Origin of the sequence: Stenotrophomonas bentonitica (genome assembly GCF_013185915.1) — a bacterium.
Classification (GTDB): domain Bacteria; phylum Pseudomonadota; class Gammaproteobacteria; order Xanthomonadales; family Xanthomonadaceae; genus Stenotrophomonas; species Stenotrophomonas bentonitica.
In genome coordinates this window covers 507,504-529,693 of sequence record NZ_JAAZUH010000001.1, presented here as the reverse complement: position 1 = coordinate 529,693, position 22,190 = coordinate 507,504, and the positions used below count along the sequence as shown (strand labels likewise).

Here is a 22,190-nt window from a genome sequence, read left to right as displayed (position 1 = left end):
CGTAATCCCGGCCACAGCCAGCACCACGCAAAACGCGACGAGGCACCGTAGTGCCGGCCGCCGGCCGGCTCCACGCACGGTCAGAGCACCTGCGACAAGATCACACCCAACGCCCCGATCCAGCACACCAGTACGAACCACGCCAGCACGCCATTGGCGGTGAGCCCGCGCTTGCGCACCAGCAGGCTCACCACCAGTGCCCCGATCAGGGGCACCAGGAACAGGGCCAGGAACCACAGCCAGGGATGCTGGAACGTGTGGTTCATCGCGGCGCGTCCACCACCACGTACTGCACGGTGGTGCCGACGTACTGCGGCTGGTACCAGCCATTACTGCACTGCTGGTAGCCGATGCCATTGACGACGATGGTGCTGCAGTCCACCGGCAGGCTGTATACCACCGAGCCGATTGCGGCGGCAGTGAGTGCCACGCCGGCGGTGACTGCGGCCGCATCCCAGAACGGGTGGTCCCAATAGGGCGGCGGAGGCGGCGGCGGATAGGGATGCGGGCCGGGGCCAGGGCCGGGACCAGGATGCGGACCCGGACCCGGACCCGGACCCGGACCCGGACCCGGACCCGGGCCAGGACCCGGGCCAGGACCCGGGCCAGGACCGGGTCCCGGGCCAGGATGAGGGCCGGGACCTGGGCCCGGGTGCGGTCCGGGTCCAGGACCAGGTCCAGGGCCAGGATGTGGTTCGAATCCACCCCCGCCATGGAAGCCGCCGCCACCGGCGAATCCACCGCCCCCGCCAAAACCGCCATGCCCGGCAATCGAGGGATGGGCGAATCCGCGCAGGCCGGGGCGCGCGTCGGCCGGTGCCGGCACCAGCAGCCCCGCGCCGCTGGCGCACAACAGGGCCGTGACGAGCGCAGTACGCAATGTCGTGGTCGTGGTCATCTCAGCGGCCTCCGGTAGCGGTGTCGTCGGCCGCAGCGGCCACCGGCACGAACACGATGCGGGTGGAACCGTCGGCGCGGAACACCAGGTCATTGGCGGCAACGCTGCGCTTTGTGTCCCAGTTCAACGTCGCCAGGTAGCTGGGCAGCGCCGGGTCGGAGTGGCTGGTGATCAGCACCTGCAGCGGCAGCTGCGTGGTGTCGGAGATCCACACCTGCCAGTCCACCCCGGGCTGGCGGAAGGCGTAGTGGCGGGTGGGCTGGTCGTCGATGCGCTCGGTACCGACGAACAGTGCCGACTCGATGCGCTCGGTCGGGAACCCGGGCGTGCCCCACAGGAACAGGTCGGCCAGCGGGAATTCGATGCCAAGCCGGGTGGCCGAGTCGCTGAGCAGCGCCTGGCTGCTGCGGTCCAGGTTCTCAACCTGTGCGTAGTACTTCTGCTCCGGGGAGGCAATCGTCAGCGTGTGCCCGTCGTAAAACAGCTGGCGGTGCTGGTGGTCGCTGCGGATCTCGACGAAGAAGCGGTCGGGGCCCAGCACCTTGTAGTCCACCGTCCCGGCCAGCGCCAGCTTCTGGCCATCATCGAGCACGTACTCGGTGCGGGTGCTGGCGGCCAGGGTGAACTGCGGCAGCGCACGCAGCGCCTTGCCCATGCGCTCCACGGCGGCAATCGCATCCGGGTCGCGGGTGGAGGCGCCCACCGTTTCGCTGGCGGTGGGCGGCGCGGCGCCTGCGGTCGACCACGCCCACGGCGCAGCCAGCAACAGGGTCAACAACAGGCAGGAACGGGACCGGCGCATGGGGCTCTCCTGTGGGTGATGGCCCCAACCACCGGCCATGCCCCACTGTGCGCACGCGCTGCCGGGCCGACAACCGGAGTTACACCGACCCGCCCTAGGTATTTCTACCGGTCACGGTGCGCGGCGCGGGTCGCCCCCGCCGCTGGCGATCCAGCCATCCACCGCTTGTTCGACCACGGTCATCGGCATGGCGCCGTTGCCCAGGATCAGGTCGTGGAAGGCGCGGATGTCAAAGCGCGGGCCGAGCGCCGTGCGGGCCTTCTCGCGCAGGGCGAGCAGGCGCAGCTGGCCCATCTTGTAGGACGAGGCCTGGCCGGGCTGCACCAGGTAGCGGTTGACCTCGATGCGCACGTCCGATTCCTTCATGCCGGTCTTTTCCCGCATGTAGGCAATGGCCTGTTCGGGCGTCCAGCGCTTGCGGTGCAGGCCGGTGTCCAGCACCAGCCGCACCGAGCGGAACATCTCCGCCTGCAGCCGGCCGATGTCGCCGGCCGGGTCGTCCTTGTACACGCCGGCCTCGGCCATCAGCTGCTCGGCGTACAGCGCCCAGCCTTCGGAGAACGCGCTCGGGTTGAGGCTGCGGCGCAGCAGCGGCAGGTCGGTGAGGGTCTGCCCGATCGAGATCTGGAAGTGATGCCCTGGCGAGCCTTCGTGGTAGGTCAGCGTAGGAATGCTCCAACGCGTGTTGGAATCGATGTCGCCGAGGTTGATGTAGAAGGTGCCCGGGCGCGACCCGTCCATCGCCGGCGGGTAGTAGTAGCCGCCGGGCGAGGTCGCCTGCATGTGCGTGGGCACCGGCTGCACCACCAGCTTCTGCGGCGGCAGGTGGCCGAAGTAGGTGGGCAGCAGTGGATCGAGATCGCGCAGGCGCTGCTCGATGTCGCCGATCAGCTGCTGGCGGCCGGCGTCGCTGTCGGCATAGCGGTAGCGCGGGTCCTCGCGCAGGGTCTGGATGCGTGCGGCCACGGTGCCCTCGCGCAGGCCGAGCTCGCGCAGCCGCGCATCCATGCTTTTCTCCAGCCGGGCCACTTCGTCCAGGCCGATCTGGTGGATGGCATCGGCGCCGAGGTCGGTGCTGGTGTACCAGCGCAGGGCGGCGTCGTAGTACGCATCGCCGTGCGGCAGCGCCCACATGCCCTTGTTGCCCGGGTGGGCGGCCTGCAGCGCCTGCACGCGGTCGAGCAGCCGCTGGTAGCCGGGGTTGACGCTGTCGCGCACCGCGAGCGTGGCCTGTTCGATCAACGCAGTGCGCTCGGCGGCGGAAAGCGCCGTGACCTTGTCCAGCCTGCGCTGCAGCGAGGTCACCCACAGGCTGTCCTTCGGCGCCGGCTTGAGCAGCGTGCGGAACTGGGTTGCCGCGCCGTCGAGCGCCACTTCCGGCGGCACCACGCCCTGCGCCGCCTGCATGTCCAGGTTGGCGCGGACCTGGTCGAGCTTGGTGCCCATCGCGTTCAGGCGTGCGATGTAATGCCGCGCACTTTTCGCGTCGGTGACCTGGTGCTGGTTGTCGAAGAACTGCGGCAGGTTCACCGGCAGGCTGAACAGCTGGTCCACCGCGTAGGTGCTGCCGCCCACCGGCAGCCAAGCCGCCGACCACGGCACCGCCATCAGGTCGATCTGGGCCTGGTAGAACCAGCGCGCCAGGCCATCGCTGAGCTGCTGCTGCGCATCCAGCGGCGCGCCGTTCCAGGCCTTGATCGCGGCCAGGTTGTCAGCCAGCAGGCGGCGATTGACCTCGCGCTGCGCCAGCGACACGTCGGTGAGCCGGTCGGAGCTGTCGTCCGCGCCGTCGCCGCTGATGCCCAGCACCGTGCGCAGCTCCGGATCGGCGTTGATCGCGGCCAGGGTCTGGGCGTCGAGCAGCGCGTTGAAGCTCTGCGTGGCCGATGTAGCCGCGGCGGGTGGCGCGGTCTGTGCGGCCACTGGCGCGGCGTGCAGCGCGGATGACATGGCCAGGCAGAGCAGGGCGGTGACAGCAACAGCAGGCTTGGACGACAGCACGGGGCAACTCCAGTGGCGGACGGCTGGATCGGAGGCTACAGGAATTGCACCGCGCTGGTGGTTGCCCGCTACTCCGCGCGGATAGACCAGCACGCGGCGTTGAACACCACCTGGTCGCCGTGGACGAACGGCGCGAACGCGTCGACCACGGTCTGCAGGATCCGGGAGCGGTCGGCGGGCGCCAGATCGGCGGCGCGCAGCGCCTGGCCGACTGGGCCGAGCAATGAGACGTAGGTGGGCAACTGGTCTGCCGCGATACGGCATTCAACATCCAGCGGCGTGATCTGGATGTCCGTCCAACCACTGTCCGCCAGGATCCCCCGCACCTTGTCCGCATCGGCAAACGCAAACTGTCCCGGCCCGCCTTCGGCGCGCGCAGGCAGGGTCAACAGCGGGGCGGCGAAGCGCTCGGCGGTGGTCATGAACGGGTTGTCGGCCGGGCTGCGCCAGGCGATGGCATGCAGGTGGCCGCCGCTGCGCAGTGCACGCCGCAGGTTGGCGAAGGCCTGCACGGGATGGTTGAAGAACATCACCCCGAAGCGCGAGACGATGCGGTCGAGGCTGGCCGGGGCAAACGCATGCTGTTCGGCATCGGCCACGGTGAATTCGATGGCGTGGCCCGCAGACCGTGCACGTTCGCGCGCGACGTCGATCATCGGGGCGGAAATGTCGACGCCACTGCAGCGCCCGGCCGACCCGAGGCGATCGGCAATGGCCAGGCACAGCGCCCCGGTTCCGCAGCCCACGTCCAGCACATGCGCGTCTGGCGCGGCCGCGAGGGGGTTGGCAAGCACCGGAACTAAACCGGCGAACATGCCATCGAGCAGCGACTGCGCCTGCACCCAGGCATCGCCGGCCGGGCCATTCCAGAGATCGTGTTGGGTCGGCGCGGTGGAGGTCATGGGGTGGATTCGTTGGATGGGAGTTGTCAGGGTGCCACCTCAACCGTGATTGAGGTCAAGCGCCGCCTGCGAAGAAAAACCCCACCAACAATTTCACGTTCAACACCACGATCACCCCGCCGATCACCCACGCCAACGCCAGCAACCAGCGGGGCGCCACCAGCGCGCCCATGCGCGACTTGTCGCCCACGAACATCACCAGCGGGATGACCGCGAACGGCAGCTGCATCGACAGCACCACCTGGCTCAGCACCAGCAGCCGTGCTGTGCCTTGTTCGCCGTAGATCGCGGTCACGATCACCACCGGCACGATGGCGATGCCCCGGGTGATCAACCGTCGCGCCCACGGTGCGATCCGCAGCCGCAGGAAGCCTTCCATCACGATCTGCCCGGCCAGCGTGGCGGTCACCGTGGAGTTGATGCCCGAGGCCAGCAATGCCACCGCGAACAGGGTGGAGGCAATGCCCACGCCCAGCATCGGCGCAAGCAGTTCGTAGGCCTGCTCGATCTCCTGCACGTCGGTGCGGCCGTTGGCATGGAACACCGCCGCGGCCAGGATCAGGATCGCGGCGTTGATGAACAACGCCAGCATCAGCGCGATGGTGCTGTCGGTCACCGCCCAGCGCAGCGCGCTGCGGCGGCCGGGGTCGGTGCGCGGGTAGGCGCGGGTCTGCACGATGGACGAATGCAGGTACAGGTTGTGCGGCATCACCGTGGCGCCGATGATGCCGATCGCCAGGTACAGGGCGTGCGGGTTGGTCACCACTTCGGCGCGGGGGATGAACCCGCCCAGCACCGCGTGCAGCGGCGGTGCGGCCAGCGCGATCTGGATCGCGAAGCAGGCGAAGATCACCAGCAGCAGCGCGATCACGAACGCTTCCAGCGCACGGAAGCCGCGGTTCATCAGCCACAGCACCAGCACCACGTCCACCGCGGTGATGATCGCGCCCATCAGCAGGGGCAGGCCGAACAGCAGCTTCAGCGCGATCGCGGTGCCGATCACCTCGGCCAGGTCGCAGGCGATGATCGCGACCTCGCACAGCAGCCACAGGCACAGGTTCACCGGTTTGGAGAAATGGTCGCGGCAGGATTGGGCCAGGTCGCGGCCGGTGGCGATGCCCAGCCGGGCCGACAGCCCCTGCAGCACGATCGCCATCAGGTTGGACAGCAGGATCACCGAGAGCAGCAGGTAGCCGAACTGGGCGCCGCCGGCGATGTCGGTGGCCCAGTTGCCCGGGTCCATGTAGCCCACCGAGACCATGTAGCCCGGGCCGAGGAAGGCGAGCAGCCGGAACCACCAGTGGCCGCCGCTGGGGACGGCGACGCTGGCGTGCATGTCGCCGAGGCTGGGGGTTGGGGTGGTGGGGTGCGCGCTCATGCCTCGAATATAGCAGAGGCTATGTTATGCAGGCCGTGCAAAATCACCCCGGCGTTCGGCGGGGCGGCAAGGGCAACGAACGCATGCCATGCGTATACGGCAGGCTGGCCTTCATGCTGTCGATGAAGGCGCGCAGGCGCGCGGGAATCTGGCGCGCGGCCGGGTACACCAGGTGCACCGGCAGCGGCGGCGCCTCCCAGCCGGGCACCAGCTGCAGAAGCCGGCCTTCGCGCAGGTCGTCGGCCACCAGCCACGCCGACACCACCGCCGCACCCAGCCCGGACAACGCCGCGCGGCGCACCACGAACAGGTTGTCGGTGAGCAGGCGCGGCTGGATGTCCACCCGCAGGGCCGGGCCGTCGTCGGTCGGCAGCAGGGTGAAGCGTTCGCGGTAGAACGTGGTCAGTGCGATCCACGGCAGGCCGGGCAGCAGGGTGGGGTCGTGCGGGTCGGCCGTGCCCAGCAGCGACGGGGCGGCAATCACGATGCGCGGTACTTCGGCCAGCGGCACCGCGACCAGCTGCGGCGCATCGACGCCGCCAACCCGGATCGCGCAGTCGATGCCATCGGCGATGAAGTCCACCGGGCTGTCTTCCAGCATCCATTCCAGGGTCACCTGCGTGTGGCGCGCCATGAACTGCAGCATCGGCTCCAGCAGCTGGGCCTGGCCGAACGCATGCGGCACCACCACGCGCAGGCGCCCGCGCGGTACATCGACCTCGCCCCGCAGGTCGGCCTGGATCGCGTCCCAGTCGTCCACCAGCGCACGGGCGTGGGCGTAGCAGCGCTCGCCATCCTCGGTCAGGGTCATCTGGTGGGTGGAGCGCTGGAGGAGGTGCAGGCCGAACAGCCGTTCCAGGGTCTGCAGGCGACGGCTGACGGTGGGCTGGGTGGTGCCCAGCTGCACTGCTGCGGCCGACAGGCTGCCGCTTTCGACGATGCGGACGAAGGTGTGCAGCAGGTCGATCCGGTCCGCGCCGGCGGCAGGGGACGGTGTGGTCATACAACCTTCGTATGATGGATATGTACCCAAGCCTACTACACGTATGGGCGGCCAGAGAGGAACCTTGCGGCATCTTCTTCTTGGCTGGAGTGGCTCATGTCCACCACGCATATCCCCGCAATGCCCCACGCCGCGCATGGCGTGCCCGCGCGATTGATCGTCTCGCTCGCGGCCGGCGCCGGTTTTTCTGTCGCCTCCATCTACTACAGCCAGCCCATGCTGGGCGTCATCAGTGGCGGCCTGGGCAGCAGCGAGCAGGCCACCGGCATGGTGCCCACGCTTACCCAGCTGGGCTACGCGCTGGGCATCCTGCTGCTGGCCCCGCTGGGCGACCGCTTCGACCGTCGTCGGCTGATCCTGGTGAAGTCGCTGGTGCTGGCGGCGGCGCTGACCTTCGCCGCCATCGCCGGCAACCTGCCCACGCTGCTGCTGGCCAGCCTGCTCATCGGGCTGATGGCCACGGTGGCCCAGGACGTGGTGCCCGCTGCCGCCACGCTGGCGCCGGAAGCGCATCGTGGCGCGGTGGTCGGCAAGGTGATGACCGGCCTGCTGCTGGGCATCCTGCTGTCACGGGTGGCCAGTGGGCTGGTCGCGCAGACCCTGGGCTGGCGCGCGATGTTCGGCTTCGCGGCGGGTTCGGTGGTGGTGATGGCGTTGGCATTGGCGCGCGAGCTGCCGCACATGGCCCCGACCACGAAGCTGGGCTACCCGGCGCTGCTGCGCTCGCTGTTCGGCCTGTGGCGCGGGCAGCCGCCGCTGCGTCGCGCGGTCTATGCGCAGGGCCTGCTGGCGGTGGGCTTCAGTGCGTTCTGGTCGACCCTGGCGGTGATGCTGCACAGCCGCTACCAGCTGGGCAGCGCGGTGGCCGGGGCGTTCGGCATCGCCGGGGCGGCCGGTGCGCTGGCCGCGCCGCTGGCGGGGCGCTGGGCGGACCGTCTGGGCAGCCATGCGGTGGCACGTATCGCGATCCTGATCGCGCTGGTTGGATTTGCGTTGCTGCTGCTGGACCCGTGGTTGCCGAAGGCCGCGATCCTGCCGTTGCTGGCGGTCAGCGCGGTGGTGTTCGATTTCGGGTTCCAGGCGGCGCTGGTTTCGCACCAGACGCTGGTCTATGGCCTGGCGCCGGAAGCACGCAGCCGGCTCAATGCGCTGCTGTTCACCGGGGTGTTCCTGGGCATGGCCGCAGGCGGTGCGCTGGGGGCGGTGATGCTGGCGCACTTCGGGTGGAGTGGCGTGGCCGGGTTGGCGGTGGTGACGGCCGGGATGAGTTTCGTGGTGCGCCGGCGTTAGGCGGTGGGTTCGGCGGTGTCGTCGAGGCTGATGATGCCGCGCTTCAGGGCCAGAGTGACGGCGTGGGTACGGTCGCGGGCGCCGAGCTTCTCCATGATGTTCTTCATGTGCGCTTTGACGGTCTGTTCGGAGATGTGCATGCGCTCGCCGATGCCCTTGTTCGAGCGGCCACCGGCGACGTGCCCGAGCACTTCGGTTTCGCGCGGCGACAGGCTGTCTTCAACCACGTGCGCGGCGATGCTGGCCGCCAGCGGCGCGGGAATGCCGGCGCGCTTGCCGCTGTGCACGGTGCGGATGGTGTCGACCAGCTCGTGGCGCAGCATGTCCTTGAGCAGGTAGCCGCTCGCCCCCGCCTGCAGGGCGCGTACCGCGCGGACGTCGCCGCGGTAGGTGGTGAGCACGATGATCCGCGCACGCGGGTCATGCTGGCGGATCCGGCTGATCGCTTCCACCCCGTCCACGCCCGGCAGCTGCAGGTCCATCAGCACCACGTCCGGCTGCAGTGCCAGGAACTGGGCCACCGCTTCTTCGCCGTCGGCGGCTTCGCCGAGCAGGTGCATGTCCGGCTGCAGGCCGAGCAGTGCGGCCAGGCCGTCGCGCAGCAGCGGGTGGTCGTCGACCACCAGGATGCCGATGGGCGGGGGTACGGCGGTCATGCGGTTTCTCCGGTGGGGCGCCGCCAGCGTCGGCGGTGATGGCGATAGATGCGTTCGCCGGGCAGGAACAATGCGATTTCGGTACCGACCTGCGGGCGTGACCACAGCCGCAGCCGCGCGCCAAGGCGCTCGGCACGCTCGCGCATGCCGACCAGCCCCCAGCGGTCGTCGGGCAACCGTAGCGGCAGGCCGCTGCCATTATCGCGGATGTGCAGGCGCAATCCGCGCCGCGCGTACGCCAGCTCGATATCGACGGTAGCGGCCGAGGCGTGCTGCAACGCGTTGAGCAGGGCCTCGCGACCGATCAGGAACACTTCTTCCGCAGCGTCGTGGCGCAGCGGGCGGGGGGTGCCTTCGATGTTCAGGCGCAAGGCGGGACTTTCGGCGTCGTCGGTGCGGTCGCCATACACCTGGACCAGTGCGGCACCCAGGTCCTGGTAGTCGGTGCTGCCGTCGCGCAGCAGCCGTACCCGCTCTCGCGCTTCGCCCAGCGCCTGTTCGGCCTGCTGCATGGCCGCTTCCAGCGCGGCACGCACCTCGGGGGTGGCCTGCGGGGAGTGGCTCACCGCGTGCAGGCGCAGGATCAATCCCTGTGTGCCCTGCAGAAGGGTGTCGTGCAGCTCGCGGGCAATCCGCTCACGCTCGGCGTGGCGTTCTTTCAGGCGCGCGCGGACCAGCAGGGTCAGCCTGCGGCTGCGCAGGCGCATGGCCAGGCCGATCAGCGCCAGCATGGCCAGCACGCAGGCGATTCCGAACCACACGGTCTGGTACCACAGCGGCGCGATGCGGAAAGCGCGCTGGACGTGTGCGGTACTCCACACCTGGTCCTCGTTGGCGGCACGCACCTCGAAGCGGTACGCGCCGGGCTGCAGGTTGGTATAGAAGGAGCGGGTCAGGTTGCCGGCGTCCTGCCACTGGTCGTCCAGCCCGACCAGGCGGTGCTGGTAGCGCACGCGCTCAGGGCGCGACAGCGACACGGCCTGGTAGTCGATCTGCAGCTGCGCGGTGCCAGGTGGCAGCTGCAGCCCGTCGCGGAGCGGTTGTTGCGTGCCGGCCGTGGACAGCGTGCCGATCCGTGGCACAAGCGGCAAGGCGTCGGCGCGCACCTTTTCCGTGTCCAGCCAGGCCAGCCCCTGGTTGGTGGCCAGCCAGAGCAGGCCGTCGGCGGCCAGCACCGCGCTCGGCACCGGGCTTGCCTGGCTGGCGATGCCGGGCATGCCATCGGGCGTGTCGAACAGGCGCGGCGCGGTGTCCCGACCGGCATCGACCGCGCGCTCGAAGGTGGCGGCTTCCGCCCGGACCAGCCCACGGCTGCCGTTGAACCAGTAGCGGCCACGCCCGTCATGCACGATCCCGGTAATGCCTTCGAACAGGCCATCGCCAGCGGCGCGCGCGGTGCGGAAGCGACCGTCATGGCCGAGCAGGGCCAGGCCGTTCTCGCCGGCCACCCAGATCCTGTCGCCGGCCTGCGCGGTGGCCGTGACCGGCCCGACGTCCAGTCCGTCGGCACGGGTGTAGTGGCGGTAGTGGCCGCTGCTGCCGACGCGCAGGGTGCCGTCCGGGTAGCCGATCAGGCGCTGGCCGTGGCTGCCGGCGGCGAGTGCGGTGCAGGCCTGGCGCGGCAGTGACGGGTCGCGTGTCCAGCGACCCGCGCGGTACTGGAGCAGGGTGTCGCTGCCCAGGCAGAACCAGGCTTCGGCGCGACCGAGCGGCAGCAGCGCGCGCAGTTCGCGCGGCACCGGGAAGCCGGGCGGTGACAGCGCCTCCCGCTGGCCGTCCACGATCCGCACCAGCGCATTCCAATCGCCCAGCCAGAGCGGTTGCCGGGTGGCCCGGGCCGCGTGCTGCTGCACCGCGGGGGTGGCATCGCGCAGTGCGCGGCGCAGTGCCAGCGGCTGCAGGTCGACGCCATGGCCGAACACCTCGCCGTCGGGGGCGCGGTACAGCGCCCGCAGCGGATCGACCGGGCCGGGCTGGGCCAGCGCATGCACCTGGTGTTCGCGGAAGCGGTTGAGCCCGAGGTTGGTGCCAACCCAGAGATTGCCCTCGCGGTCCTGCAGCAGCGGACCGGCGGTGCTGGAGGCCAGCCCCTGCGCGGCATCGAAGCGTTCGATGCGTGGGCCGCGCTCGCCTTCGGTGACATGGAAGATGCCGCCGTTGGCGACGAAGCTGCCCCACAGGCTCCCATCGGCGGCAAAGCGGATTCGCCCGGCCAGCAGCCCCGGCAGGCGCTGCACCTCGCGCTGTGCGGCGGGGAGCAGGCCGCGTGCATCTGCAACCGGCATGATCCCGCGTTGGCGATCGGCCAACCAGAGCTGGCCGTCGCCGCGCAGCGCGAGCGAGGAGAACGTGGACACCGGGAGGCCCAGCCGTTCGAACCGCGTGGCGTGCGAGCGCAGCCGCCACAGCTCGCCGCCGGCAAGCAGCCACAGGGTGCCGTGGTGATCGCGCAGCGCCCAGTGTGCGGGGATGTCGCCGATGCCCATGGCTGCCGTTGGCGCCTGCCAGCGCACGCCGTCGAACCAGCGCAGGCCCGCGTCGGAGGCTGCCCACAGGCGACCGCTGGCGTCGCGCTCCAGGCGCGGAATCAAACCCGGACGCAGGCCGTCGCGGCTGCCGAAGTCGCGTGCGCCATGCGCGTCGAGCCGGGTGATGCTGCCGTTGTAGTAGGCGATCCAGATCGTGCCGTCTGTGTCGACCACCAGCGAGGTCATGTTGGCCGAGGGAAAGGAACCGCCATTGGGCGGTGCGACGCGCTCGAACTGGCGCCCGTCGAAGCGGTACAGGCCGGCACCGGTGGCCAGCAGCAGGCGGTTGTCGGCCAGTTGGGCGATGTCCCAGATATCGCCGGGCGCGCCCTGGCCGACCCGCCATGCGCTGTGTTCGTAGTCGGACAGTGCAGCCGCTGCGGCGGGCAGGGTCGACAGCAGGCACAGCGCCGCCGCCAGCAGCCAGCCGCGCGCCCGTCGCCACCTCGTCGCCGGGGCGGTGGGTCGGGACACGAAGGGCACGCGCTGCATGCGCGGATTGTCTCAGGCCGGGACGCGGGCATGACTCCCCATTCGGGGCAGGCGCAAGGGGTGCGCAATGGGGTAGCGACATGGACTTCTCCCCCAAAAGAGTAGCTGCGCCCACCACCCAAGGGGGGTAGGGCATTGGCGCTGACGCCGTCACCATCTGGTCACCCATCCCGCAAGGACTTCCGATGACCACCGCCACCGCCGTTCCGGGCAGCTCGCTGCTGTCGCCGACCAACCACGCGCTCGTACTGATCGACTTCCAGTCGCAGATGGCGTTCGCCACGCGCAACATCGACATCGCCGCGCTGCGCAACAACGTGGCGATGCTGGCCAAGGGCGCGGCCGGCTTCAAGGTGCCGGTGGTGCTGACCACGGTGGCCGAAAAGTCGTTCTCCGGCCCGATGTTCCCGGAGCTGCCGGCCATCTTCCCGGGCCAGAAGGTGCTGGACCGCACCACCATGAACAGCTGGGAAGACCAGCCGCTCGTGGATGAAATCAACCGCATCGGCCAGAAGCGCGTGGTGCTGGCCGGTCTGTGGACCAGCGTGTGCATCGTCGGCCCGGCGCTGTCGGCGATCGAGCAGGGCTTCGAGGTCTACGTGATCACCGACGCCTGCGGCGATGTCAGCGATGAGGCGCACGAACGCGCGGTGACCCGCATGGTCCAGGCCGGCGCGGTGCCGATCACCGCCCTGCAATACCTGCTGGAGCTGCAGCGCGACTGGGGCCGCGGCGCCACCTACGACCTGACCACCGGCATCGCCCGCGAACATGCCGGCGGCTACGGCCTGGGCATCCAGTACGCCAAGGCGATGTTCGGCGCGCAGGAAGGCGGCCACTGAACATGGCCGGCAGCACCACCGGCCTGGACCTGGGGCTGCTGGTGCTGCGGCTGGCGGCGGGGGGTTTCCTGCTGCCGCACGCGCTGGGCAAATTGTTCGGCTGGTTCGGCGGCCCCGGCCTGAGTGGGTTCGCCGACGAGCTGCGCGGCTTCGGCCTGCCTGCACCCGCACCCGCACCCCTGCTGCTGGCAGTGGTGCAGGTGCTGTGCGGGCTGGCGGTGCTGCTGGGCTGGCAGACCTGCGCGGCGGCCAGCATCGCTGCGCTGTTCCTGGCCACCACCGCTGTGCTGGCCCTGCCCAAGGGCTGGTTCTGGATGCACGGCGGCATCGAGTACCCCCTGTTCTGGACGATGGCGCTGCTGGCCATCGCACTGGCCGGACCCGGCGCACTCGCGCTGCAGTCCCTGTGAGAGAGAGAAACCCATGACCACGCTGCTGATCCGCAACGCCCGCATCACCACGCTCGACCCCCGCGTGCCGCAGGCCGATGCGCTGGCGGTGGTGGACGGGCGCATTGCTGCCATTGGCGCCGAAGCGCAGGTGCGCGCAGGTCTTGTCGACGCCACCGTGATCGATGCGGGCGGCCGCCGCCTGGTGCCCGGCCTCAACGACAGCCACACCCACCTCATCCGTGGCGGGCTGAACTACAACTTGGAACTGCGCTGGGACGGGCTGCGCTCGCTGTCCGACGCGATGGCCATGCTCAAGGCGCAGGTCGACAATACGCCGGCGCCGCAATGGGTGCGCGTGGTCGGCGGCTTCACCGCGGAGCAGTTCGTGGAGAAGCGCCTGCCGACCCTGGCCGAACTCAACGCCATCGCCCCGGACACGCCGGTGTTCCTGCTGCACCTGTACGACCGCGCGCTGCTCAACCGCGCCGCGCTGCGGGCCTGTGGCTACGACAGGAACACGCCGGACCCGCCGGGCGGACAGATCGCACGCGACAGCCTGGGCAACCCCACCGGGCTGCTGCTGGCCAAGCCGAACGCGCTGATCCTGTATGCCACCCTGGCCAAGGGCCCACGGCTGCCGATCGAGTACCAGGCCAACTCGACCCGGCACTTCATGCGCGAGCTCAACCGGCTTGGCATCACCTCGGTGATCGACGCCGGCGGTGGCTTCCAGAACTACCCCGAGGACTACCAGGTCATCGAACAGCTGCACCGCGACGGTGATCTCACCGTGCGCATCGCCTACAACCTGTTCACCCAGAACAAGGGCAAGGAGGTCCAGGACTTCCACCAGTGGAGCGAGATGCTCGCGCCACGCCAGGGCGATGACCTGCTGCGCCACAACGGGGCCGGCGAAATGCTGGTGTTCTCCGCCGCCGACTTCGAGCTGTTCAACGAACCGCGCCCCGAGCTGCCGCCGGGCATGGAGCCGGAGCTGGCCGAGGTGGTGAAGCTGCTGGTGGAGAAGCGCTGGCCGTTCCGCATCCACGCGACCTATGACGAAAGCATCGACCGCATCCTGGATGTATACGAGCAGGTCAACCGCGAGATTCCGTTCGACGGCCTGCACTGGTTCATCGACCACGCCGAAACCATCACCCCGCGCAACATCGACCGCATCCGCGCGCTCGGTGGCGGGCTGGCGATCCAGCACCGCATGGCCTACCAGGGTGAAGCGTTCGTGCAGCGCTACGGCGCCGAGGCGGCGCGGCACACCCCGCCGGTGCGGCGCATGCTGCAGGCCGGGCTGCCGGTGGGCGCCGGTACCGACGCGACCCGCGTGGCCAGCTACAACCCGTGGGTGGCGCTGTCGTGGCTGGTCACCGGGCGCACCGTGGGCGGGCTGGCGCTGTATGGCGAAGAGAACCTGCTTGAACGCGAAGAGGCGCTCCGCCTGTGGACCCAGGGCAGTGCCTGGTTCTCCGGCGATGACGGTCGCAAGGGCACGCTGGCGGTGGGACAGCTGGCCGACTTCTGCGTGCTGTCTTCGGATTACTTTGCCGTGGACGATGCCGCGATTGCCGACATCACCAGTGTGCTGACCGTGGTCGGCGGGCGGGTGGTGCATGGCGACGGCGAGTTCGGCCCGCTCGCACCGACCCTGCCGCCGGCGATGCCGGACTGGTCGCCGGTGAACCGCTTCGGCGGCTACCACGTGGGCGGTGCGGCCACCGGCCTGGCGGCGCATGCACACGTGCATGGCGCAGGCGGGTGTCGCACCCATGCGCATGGCCACGCGGCCGCGCACCCGGTGCCGACCGACGCGCCGAATGCGTTCTGGGGCGCACTGGGATGTTCGTGCTTCGCGTTCTGAGCCTGGCGCTGGCGATGGCGCTGCCCTCGCTGGCGAGTGCGTGCACGAATGACGCGAGTGGGCGCTGCATCGCGCTGGACGGCGGCGGCGAGCTGCAGCTGGACGCCTCGCTGCGCCTGCGCGGGATGTATTACGACCCCACCCGGTTCGGCATCGGTGGGCGCGAGGATGGCTACGGCCTGCTGCGCGCGCTGGCCTCGGCCGCAGTGCGGCGGGACGGCTGGGAAGGATTCGCGCAGCTGGGCGTGCATGCGGAGCAGGGCCGCAACGGCGGGCCCGGCGGCACCGACCAGGGGGCGCTCGACCTGCAACAGGGCTATGTGCGCTGGCACGGCGAACACCTCAGCTGGCAGCTGGGTCGCCAGGAAGCGGCGTACGGCAGCTCCCGACTGCTGTCGGTGCGCGACGGTCCCAACATCCGGCTCGCCTTCGACGGCGTGCGCGGGCGCTGGCAGCAGGGCGGCTTCAGGCTAGACCTGATGGCGCTGCGCCCGGTCGACAATCGCATGGGCGCGTTCGACGACCGCAGCGACCGTGGCCAGCACCTGGCCGGGGGCTATGCCACCTGGCAGCGCGGCAGAGCGGGCAACGGCACCGATCTCTACCTGCTCGACTACGGCCGCGACGGCGCACGCTTTGCCAGCGCCGTGGGCAACGAGCGGCGGCGTTCGCTGGGCACGCGCTGGTTTGCGCTGCAACCGCGCTGGGACGCCAACATTGAACTGGTCGCGCAGCAGGGCACGCTGTCGCGCAGCCAGGGCAACCTCGACATTCGTGCCTGGACCCTGGCCACCGACAGTGGACTGCGCTGGCCCTCGATCCGCTGGCAACCGCGGCTGGGCATCAAGCTGGATATCGCCAGTGGCGACCGCAACCCGCAGGACGGGCGGCTGGGGACGTTCAATGCGATGTACCCGAAGTCGGCGTACTTCAGTGAGGCCAGCCTGCTGGCGCCGGCCAACCTGATGGATGTGCAGCCCACGCTGACCCTGACCCCGCGCCCCGGCCTGAGCACTGAAATCGGCTGGCAACTGGCCTGGAAGCACCAGCGCAGCGACGCCGTCTACACCACCCCGGCGCCGCTGGCGGCGGTCCCCGGCACGGCCGGCACGCCGCGCCGGATCGGCCAGCAGTACAAGTGGGAAACCAGCTGGGAGGCCAGCCCGCAGTGGACCTGGAAAGGCCAGCTGGCGTGGTTCGAGGCCGGTCCTGGCCTGCGTGCGGCCGGTGGCCGCGACACCTTCTTTGCATCGGTAGTTGGAGCATGGCAATGGTAGACACACACGAAAATGCGGCGCCCGGCGCCTGGTCGCCGCTGAAGATCAAGCTGTTCCGGGCGATGTGGCTGGCGATCCTGGGCAGCAATGTCGGCACCTGGGTCAACGATGTCGCCGCGGCATGGGTCATGGCCGAGCGCACCGGCTCGCCGCTGATGGTGGCGCTGGTGCAGTCGGCCACCACCGTGCCGGTGGTGCTGCTGGCGCTGGTGGCCGGCACCCTGGCCGACATCGTCGACCGGCGCCGCTACCTGCTGTTCACCCAGGGCTGGATGCTGCTGGTGGCGGCCTCGCTGGCGACGCTCACGGCGTTGCAGATGCTGACCCCGCCGCTGCTGGTGGCGCTGACCTTCGCGATGGGCTGCGGCGCGGCGATGGCGATGCCGGCCCAGGCCGCCATCGTTTCCGAGCTGGTGCCACGTCCGATGCTGGCCTCGGCGGTAGCGTTGAACTCGATCGGCATCAACATTGCCCGTTCGCTGGGCCCGGCGATCGGTGGCCTGATCGTGGCGCAGCTCGGTGCGGGCTGGGCCTTCGGCCTCAACGCGATCAGCTTCGCCGCCATGCTGTGGGTGCTGTTCAACTGGAAGCAGGATGCACAGGCCTCGAGCCTCCCGCCGGAAGGCTTCGGCGCCGGGCTGCGTGCCGGTCTGCGCTATGCGCTGCGTGCCGGGCGCCTGCAGGCGGTGCTGATCAAGTCGGCCGGGTTCTTCTTCTTCGCCAGCGCGGTCACCGCGTTGCTGCCGCTGGTGGTGCGCGGCGAGATGCAGGGCGGGGCAGGCACCTATGGCCTGCTGCTGGGCTGCATCGGCATCGGCGCGGTCACCGGCGCGCTGCTGCTGCCGCACCTGCGTGCGCGCCTGGACCGCGACCTGCTGGTGCTGCTGGCCACGCTCGCCTGCGCGCTGAGCCTGCTGGGCCTGGCGTGGCTGCGGCACTGGGCGTTGCTGCCGGTGGCGATGCTGGTGAATGGCTTTGCCTGGATCACGGTGCTGTCGTCGCTGCAGATTGCCGCGCAGACCGCCGTGCCGGCCTGGGTGCGCGCGCGCGCGCTGTCGCTGTACATCATGGTGTTCTCGCTGGGCATGGCCGCCGGCGGGCTGAGCTGGGGCAGCATCGCCCAGCGTACCTCGATCCCGGTTGCGCTGACCGTGGCCGCCATCGGCGCCGTGGTCGCCGGGCTGCTGGTATGGCGGGTGCGCATTGCCGGCAGCGAAGAGCTCGACCTGCGTCCCGCCGGGCATTGGCCCGCGCCTGAGCTGGCGGTGCCGGTCACGCATGACCGTGGCCCGGTGCTGGTCACCGTGGAGTACCACATCGACGACGCCGACCGCGCCGCGTTCCACCGGCTACTGGGCGAGCTCGGCCGCACCCGGCGCCGCGACGGCGCGGTGATCTGGGGCGTGGCCGAAGACGTGGCCACGCCGGGCGTGCACATGGAGTATTTCGTGACCAGTTCGTGGATCGAGCACCTGCGCCAGCACGAGCGGGTGACCGCCGAAGACCGTGCGCTGCAGGACCGGGTGCGTGCGCTGCACCGCAACGAGCACGCGCCGATCGTGCGGCATTTCGTGGGGGGCAGCGGTGCGCTGAAGGCCCTGCACGGCGATCATGAGCACCACGCATTGGGTTGAAGGCCGCGGGCCAGGGCGGTCGTGCCACCGTTTTAACCGGATCCGGCGTATGGTCGGCGCTCTTTGAGAGGAGCAGATGCATGCGCTGGATCGTGTTGTTGGCCGCCCTGGCCATGCCATTGGTGGCGTGGCTGTCCCAGACCGGGGAATTCGGTCCGACCAATGGCGCGATTTCGGACCGCTATCCCACGCTGCTGGTGGCGGCCGGGTATGCGTTCTCGATCTGGGGCCTGATCTTCCTGTGGGACGTGGCCTTCGGCCTGTGGCAGCTGCGCCAGCGCCGGCCGGATGACAACGCCGGCGTGCGTGGCTGGGCGGCGGCCGGTTTCGCGCTGACCGCGGCGTGGATGCCTGTGTTTTCCAACGAGCTGTTCCTGCCGGCGCTGGCGATCATCTGGACCGCGCTGGTGTGCCTGCTGGTGGCCGCCGTGCGCGCCGCGCCGCCGACCGCGAGCGCGGGGCAACGTGCGTTCGCCGCGTATCCGCTGGCGCTGCATGCCGGCTGGCTGACCATGGCCGCGTTCCTCAATACCGCACAGGTGATCGTCGCCTACCAGTGGTTGCCGACCGGCAACATGCTGGGCTGGAGCGTGGTGCTGCTGGCCATCGCCACCGTGCTGGCCTGGGTGATGAATTACCGCCTGCGCCGGCATTTTGCCTATCCGGCGGCGGTGCTGTGGGCGTTGGTCGGGGTGTATGTGAAGCAGTCCGACTGGCGCCTGCCGGGCGCCGACACCATTGCGGTGCTGGCGTTGGCCATTGCCGCGCTGCTGGTGCTGCAGACCCTGTTGCTGCGCACGCGTGCCTGGCGCACGCCGCGCGCGGGCGTGGTCGCCGCGCACCGCCACCGTCGTTGAAGAAGGAGAAGAACATGCGCGTTGCACTGCATGAGCAGTTTGGTGACCCGACCGAAGTCCTGCACGGCGGCGAAGCGCCGACCCCGCAGCCCGGCGCCGGCGAAGTGCGGGTGCGCACGGTGCTGGCTCCGATCCACAACCACGACCTGTGGACCGTGCGCGGCCAGTACGGCTACAAGCCTACGCTGCCGGCCATCGGCGGCAGCGAAGGTACCGGCGTGATCGATGCGCTGGGCGAGGGCGTGACCGGGCTGCAGGTGGGCCAACGGGTCAGCGGCGCCGGTGCATGGCACCTGGGCCGAGTACTTCATCGCCCCGGCGAAGATGGTGATCCCGATGCCGGACAGCATCGACGACAACACCGCCGCGCAGTTGATTGCGATGCCGTTGAGCGCGCTGATGCTGCTGGAGTTCCTGCAGGTGAAGCCGGGCCAGTGGATCGTGCAGAACGCCGCAAACGGTGCGGTGGGCAAGGCGCTGGCGATGCTGGCCAAGGCGCGCGGCGTGCATTGCCTCAACCTGGTGCGACGCGATGCCGGTGTCGCCGAGATGGAAGCATTGGGGATCGAAAACACGATCTCCACGGCATCCGAAGACTGGACGAAGCAGGTCAAGACTAAGGTGGGTGACGGCGTGGTCGCTGCGGCGGTGGACTCGGTTGGTGGCACGGCCAGCGGCGAGCTGATGAAGTTGCTGAGCGAGAACGGCACGCTGGTGTCGTTCGGTTCCATGACCGGCGAACCGATGCAGATCGGTTCGGGCGATGTGATCTTCAAGCAGGCCACGGTCAAGGGCTTCTGGGGCAGCAAGGTCAGCCAGGCCATGGCGCCGGAAGACAAGCGGCGGCTGGTCGGCGAGTTGTTGACCCTGGCCGCCAAGGGCGGATTGAGCCTGCCGGTGGATGGGGTTTACGGGTTGGATCAGGTGGCGGAGGCGGCCGCGGCCAGCCTGCAGGCAGGTCGGAACGGCAAGGTCCTGCTGCGTCCGTAATCCGGCTGTTGCCGGTAGGGTCGCATCCCGATCGACCGCAGTGAACGTTGCCGCATGCGATGGGGCATGACCCCTGATCGGAACAGGCTCTACCGGCAGACCTGCACGATTCCGATCCGGGTCATGCCCTAATGACACGATCACCGCTATCGGCGGTCGATCGGGATGCGACCCTACCGCGGGTGTGACGGCGCCGTCGCGAACGCTAAAATCAGGGTTCTTCCGTAATCACGCCGAGCCCGCCATGAACGACACCCGCTTTTACCCCATCGGCACCCCCAACCAACCGTGGGGCGCCGCCGAAAAATCGGAATGGCGGGCAAAGCAGGTGCCGGTGCGTTCATACACCGACGACGTGGTTCCCAAACTGGACGCATTGCGTGACCGGTTCGACGTCACCCAATACGGCACCCTGGACTACGCCCCGCACACCTACCCGCTGTTCGCGGTGCGCAGCAAGAACTGGAATCCGTCACTCCCGTCCGTCCTCGTCACCGGCGGCGTCCACGGCTACGAAACCAGCGGCGTGGAAGGCGCGCTGCAGTTCCTCGACACCCGCGCAGCCGACTACGCGGGCCGCGCCAACGTGCTGGTGGTGGCGTGCGTGAGCCCGTGGGGCTATGAGCGCATCCAGCGTTGGAATGCCGATGCCATCGATCCGAACCGTTCGTTCGTGGCCGACAGCCCGGCCCAGGAATCGGCCGCGTTGATGGCACTGGTCGCGCCGCTGCGCGAGGGCATGGTCATGCACATCGACCTGCACGAAACCACCGACAGCGACGAGTCCGAGTTCCGCCCGGCGCTGGCCGCACGCGATGGCAAGCCGTTCGAGCCGGGCCTGATTCCCGATGGCTTCTACCTGGTCGACGACACCGAAAACCCGCAGCCGGCGTTCCAGCAGGCGGTCAATGCGGCGGTGGAGCAGGTGACCCACATCGCCCCGGCCGATGAACGCAACGAAATCATCGGCTCAGCCGTGGTCGCCCCCGGCGTGATCCAGTACCCGCTGAAGAAGCTCGGCCTGTGCGCCAGCATCACCGGCGCGCGCTTCACGACCACCACCGAGGTCTACCCGGACAGCCCGCGCGCGACCCCGCAGCAGTGCAACGACGCGCAGGTGGCCGCGGTGTGCGCGGCGATCGACTACGCGTTGGCGCATTGATCAGGCCTTGACCCAGCGGGCGCTGATGCCGACCAGCAGCAGCGCCGCTGCAACCAGGCAGAACGCAAACACCAGGCTGCTGGCCTGGGCCACGAAGCCGATCAGCGCCGGCCCGGCCAGCACGCCGGCATAGCCCAGCGTGGTGATCGCTGGAATGGCCAGGCTTTCCGGCATGGCCTTCTGGTTGCCGGCCATCGAGAACAGCGCCGGCACGATGTTGGCGCAACCAAGGCCGATCAGCGCATAGCCCAGCAGCGCCACCGGCAGGGTGCCGGCGAACGTGGCCACGCCGAAGCCCAGCGCACCGACGATGCTGCCGAGCAGGATCGCGCGCAGGCGGCCCAGTTTCGCCACCACGCCGTCGCCCACCAGCCGGGTCACGGTCATGGCGATGGCGAAGGTCATGAAGCCCAGCCCGGCGCGGTCCGGCGGCACCTGCTGCACTTCGTGCAGGAATACCGCACTCCAGTCCAGCATCGCGCCTTCGGCCAGGAACGCGACGAAGCACAGCACGCCGATCGCCAGCACCACGCCATGCGGTATCGCGAACACCGGTGCGCCGCTGGGCGCGCGGTCGCGGCGCCAGTAGCGCACCGACAGCGCCAGCACGACCAGCATCGCCAGCGAACCAAGCACGCACACCCACAGCGGTGCCAGCTGCAGCGACAGCAACGCGGTCATCGCGGCGGCACCGACCGCGCCGCCAATGCTGTAGAACGCGTGGAAGCCGGACATCATCGGTTTGCCGCTGTCGCGCTCCACCATCACCGCCTGGATGTTCATGGTGCAGTCGCAGGCGCCCACGCCGGCGCCGAACACGAACAGCGCCAGGCCCAGCGTCCACGGCGACGGGGCAATGGCCAACAACGGCAGGCTGGCCACCACCATCAGCAGGGTGGCGACCATCACCGCGCGGCAGCCATGCCGGGCGGCCAGGATCCCGGCCAGCGGCATCGCCAGCAGCGAGCCGGCGCCCAGGCACAGCAGCACCAGTCCAAGCGTCCCTTCGTCCAGGCCGGTCCGGGTCTTGGCGAACGGCACCAGCGGCGCCCACGCGGCGGTGGCGAAACCGGGCAGGAAGAATGCGGCGCGGGTGGCGTGTTGTTCGGCGCGCGGGGTGCGGGCGGCGCTGGCAAGCGCGTCGAGCGGTTCGGACATGGCATGAAAACGTTTACATGGGTGGCGCACAGCTTACCCGGGCGCCGGGGAGGGT

General features: G+C 69.7%; 18 protein-coding genes and 1 pseudogene. 9 read left to right on the top strand and 10 right to left on the bottom strand.

The features are described 5' to 3' along the window. Positions 1–80: 80 nt before the first annotated feature. From HGB51_RS02295 to HGB51_RS02265, 7 genes are all read right to left on the bottom strand, one after another. Positions 81–266: a hypothetical protein gene (locus HGB51_RS02295; protein WP_070206574.1), complete on the bottom strand. Its 186-nt coding sequence runs from the start codon at positions 264–266 to the stop codon at positions 81–83. Beyond that, positions 263–430, bottom strand: a complete 168-nt coding sequence (locus HGB51_RS02290) for a hypothetical protein (protein ID WP_171966687.1) — start codon at positions 428–430, stop codon at positions 263–265. Before HGB51_RS02290 ends, HGB51_RS02295 begins: the two co-directional genes overlap by 4 nt. 469 nt (positions 431–899) lie before the next feature. After that, positions 900–1,700, bottom strand: coding sequence for a DUF2092 domain-containing protein (locus HGB51_RS02285; protein ID WP_070206576.1), 801 nt, complete (start codon positions 1,698–1,700; stop codon positions 900–902). Positions 1,701–1,811: 111 nt separating this feature from the next. After that, the gene (locus tag HGB51_RS02280) at positions 1,812–3,701 is read right to left on the bottom strand and encodes a DUF885 domain-containing protein (RefSeq protein ID WP_141738999.1); all 1,890 of its coding nucleotides are present in this window, start codon (positions 3,699–3,701) and stop codon (positions 1,812–1,814) included. Between the two features lie 68 nt (positions 3,702–3,769). Then, positions 3,770–4,603: a class I SAM-dependent methyltransferase gene (locus HGB51_RS02275; RefSeq protein ID WP_070206578.1), complete on the bottom strand. Its 834-nt coding sequence runs from the start codon at positions 4,601–4,603 to the stop codon at positions 3,770–3,772. A 55-nt stretch (positions 4,604–4,658) separates the two neighbouring features. Then, positions 4,659–5,981: an Nramp family divalent metal transporter gene (locus HGB51_RS02270; protein ID WP_070206579.1), complete on the bottom strand. Its 1,323-nt coding sequence runs from the start codon at positions 5,979–5,981 to the stop codon at positions 4,659–4,661. Positions 5,982–6,024: 43 nt separating this feature from the next. Continuing rightward, positions 6,025–6,984 (bottom strand): LysR family transcriptional regulator, encoded by a 960-nt coding sequence (locus HGB51_RS02265; RefSeq protein ID WP_070206580.1) that lies wholly within the window; start codon positions 6,982–6,984, stop codon positions 6,025–6,027. Between the two features lie 96 nt (positions 6,985–7,080). Here HGB51_RS02265 and HGB51_RS02260 point away from each other — a divergent pair, with 96 nt between their 5' ends. Then, a complete protein-coding gene (locus HGB51_RS02260) occupies positions 7,081–8,274 on the top strand; it encodes an MFS transporter (protein ID WP_070206581.1) in 1,194 nt (397 codons plus the stop codon). Here HGB51_RS02260 and HGB51_RS02255 read toward each other — a convergent pair. Next, on the bottom strand, positions 8,271–8,930 hold the full coding sequence (locus HGB51_RS02255) for a response regulator (protein ID WP_070206582.1): 660 nt from the start codon (positions 8,928–8,930) through the stop codon (positions 8,271–8,273). The genes HGB51_RS02260 and HGB51_RS02255 overlap by 4 nt on opposite strands. Beyond that, positions 8,927–11,950 (bottom strand): sensor histidine kinase, encoded by a 3,024-nt coding sequence (locus tag HGB51_RS02250; protein ID WP_084738820.1) that lies wholly within the window; start codon positions 11,948–11,950, stop codon positions 8,927–8,929. Before HGB51_RS02250 ends, HGB51_RS02255 begins: the two co-directional genes overlap by 4 nt. Before the next feature lie 185 nt (positions 11,951–12,135). On the opposite strand from HGB51_RS02250, the gene HGB51_RS02245 reads away from it, so the two are divergent. From HGB51_RS02245 to HGB51_RS02210, 8 genes and pseudogenes are all read left to right on the top strand, one after another. After that, a complete protein-coding gene (locus HGB51_RS02245; protein ID WP_070206583.1) occupies positions 12,136–12,792 on the top strand; it encodes a hydrolase in 657 nt (218 codons plus the stop codon). Between the two features lie 2 nt (positions 12,793–12,794). Further along, positions 12,795–13,202 carry a DoxX family protein gene (locus HGB51_RS02240; protein WP_070206584.1) on the top strand — a complete coding sequence of 136 codons (408 nt, stop codon included), beginning with the start codon at positions 12,795–12,797 and terminating at the stop codon, positions 13,200–13,202. Between the two features lie 13 nt (positions 13,203–13,215). Further along, positions 13,216–15,057, top strand: a complete 1,842-nt coding sequence (locus HGB51_RS02235) for an amidohydrolase (protein ID WP_070206585.1) — start codon at positions 13,216–13,218, stop codon at positions 15,055–15,057. After that, the gene (locus tag HGB51_RS02230; protein WP_070206586.1) at positions 15,036–16,334 is read left to right on the top strand and encodes an alginate export family protein; all 1,299 of its coding nucleotides are present in this window, start codon (positions 15,036–15,038) and stop codon (positions 16,332–16,334) included. The genes HGB51_RS02235 and HGB51_RS02230 overlap by 22 nt, the downstream gene beginning before the upstream one ends. Then, positions 16,328–17,968, top strand: coding sequence for an MFS transporter (locus HGB51_RS02225; protein ID WP_070206587.1), 1,641 nt, complete (start codon positions 16,328–16,330; stop codon positions 17,966–17,968). Before HGB51_RS02230 ends, HGB51_RS02225 begins: the two co-directional genes overlap by 7 nt. An 80-nt stretch (positions 17,969–18,048) precedes the next feature. After that, positions 18,049–18,825, top strand: a complete 777-nt coding sequence (locus HGB51_RS02220; RefSeq protein WP_070206588.1) for a hypothetical protein — start codon at positions 18,049–18,051, stop codon at positions 18,823–18,825. A gap of 14 nt (positions 18,826–18,839) precedes the next feature. Next, positions 18,840–19,815 (top strand): annotated as a pseudogene (locus tag HGB51_RS02215) (zinc-binding dehydrogenase). Positions 19,816–20,059: 244 nt separating this feature from the next. Continuing rightward, the gene (locus tag HGB51_RS02210; protein WP_070206589.1) at positions 20,060–20,977 is read left to right on the top strand and encodes a M14 family metallopeptidase; all 918 of its coding nucleotides are present in this window, start codon (positions 20,060–20,062) and stop codon (positions 20,975–20,977) included. Here HGB51_RS02210 and HGB51_RS02205 read toward each other — a convergent pair whose 3' ends face one another. Then, positions 20,978–22,135, bottom strand: a complete 1,158-nt coding sequence (locus tag HGB51_RS02205) for an MFS transporter (RefSeq protein ID WP_070206590.1) — start codon at positions 22,133–22,135, stop codon at positions 20,978–20,980. Positions 22,136–22,190 lie beyond the last annotated feature (55 nt).

What these genes read in the sequence shown, in the direction of transcription:
- HGB51_RS02275 (WP_070206578.1), bottom strand. Translation starts at nt 4,603, where the DNA reads ATGACCTCCACCGCGCCGACCCAACACGATCTCTGGAATGGCCCGGCC.
- HGB51_RS02260 (WP_070206581.1), top strand. Translation starts at nt 7,081, where the DNA reads ATGTCCACCACGCATATCCCCGCAATGCCCCACGCCGCGCATGGCGTG.
- HGB51_RS02295 (WP_070206574.1), bottom strand. Translation starts at nt 266, where the DNA reads ATGAACCACACGTTCCAGCATCCCTGGCTGTGGTTCCTGGCCCTGTTC.
- HGB51_RS02240 (WP_070206584.1), top strand. Translation starts at nt 12,795, where the DNA reads ATGGCCGGCAGCACCACCGGCCTGGACCTGGGGCTGCTGGTGCTGCGG.
- HGB51_RS02220 (WP_070206588.1), top strand. Translation starts at nt 18,049, where the DNA reads ATGCGCTGGATCGTGTTGTTGGCCGCCCTGGCCATGCCATTGGTGGCG.
- HGB51_RS02250 (WP_084738820.1), bottom strand. Translation starts at nt 11,950, where the DNA reads ATGCAGCGCGTGCCCTTCGTGTCCCGACCCACCGCCCCGGCGACGAGG.
- HGB51_RS02255 (WP_070206582.1), bottom strand. Translation starts at nt 8,930, where the DNA reads ATGACCGCCGTACCCCCGCCCATCGGCATCCTGGTGGTCGACGACCAC.
- HGB51_RS02225 (WP_070206587.1), top strand. Translation starts at nt 16,328, where the DNA reads ATGGTAGACACACACGAAAATGCGGCGCCCGGCGCCTGGTCGCCGCTG.
- HGB51_RS02235 (WP_070206585.1), top strand. Translation starts at nt 13,216, where the DNA reads ATGACCACGCTGCTGATCCGCAACGCCCGCATCACCACGCTCGACCCC.
- HGB51_RS02265 (WP_070206580.1), bottom strand. Translation starts at nt 6,984, where the DNA reads ATGACCACACCGTCCCCTGCCGCCGGCGCGGACCGGATCGACCTGCTG.
- HGB51_RS02230 (WP_070206586.1), top strand. Translation starts at nt 15,036, where the DNA reads ATGTTCGTGCTTCGCGTTCTGAGCCTGGCGCTGGCGATGGCGCTGCCC.
- HGB51_RS02205 (WP_070206590.1), bottom strand. Translation starts at nt 22,135, where the DNA reads ATGTCCGAACCGCTCGACGCGCTTGCCAGCGCCGCCCGCACCCCGCGC.
- HGB51_RS02210 (WP_070206589.1), top strand. Translation starts at nt 20,060, where the DNA reads ATGAACGACACCCGCTTTTACCCCATCGGCACCCCCAACCAACCGTGG.
- HGB51_RS02285 (WP_070206576.1), bottom strand. Translation starts at nt 1,700, where the DNA reads ATGCGCCGGTCCCGTTCCTGCCTGTTGTTGACCCTGTTGCTGGCTGCG.
- HGB51_RS02270 (WP_070206579.1), bottom strand. Translation starts at nt 5,981, where the DNA reads ATGAGCGCGCACCCCACCACCCCAACCCCCAGCCTCGGCGACATGCAC.
- HGB51_RS02245 (WP_070206583.1), top strand. Translation starts at nt 12,136, where the DNA reads ATGACCACCGCCACCGCCGTTCCGGGCAGCTCGCTGCTGTCGCCGACC.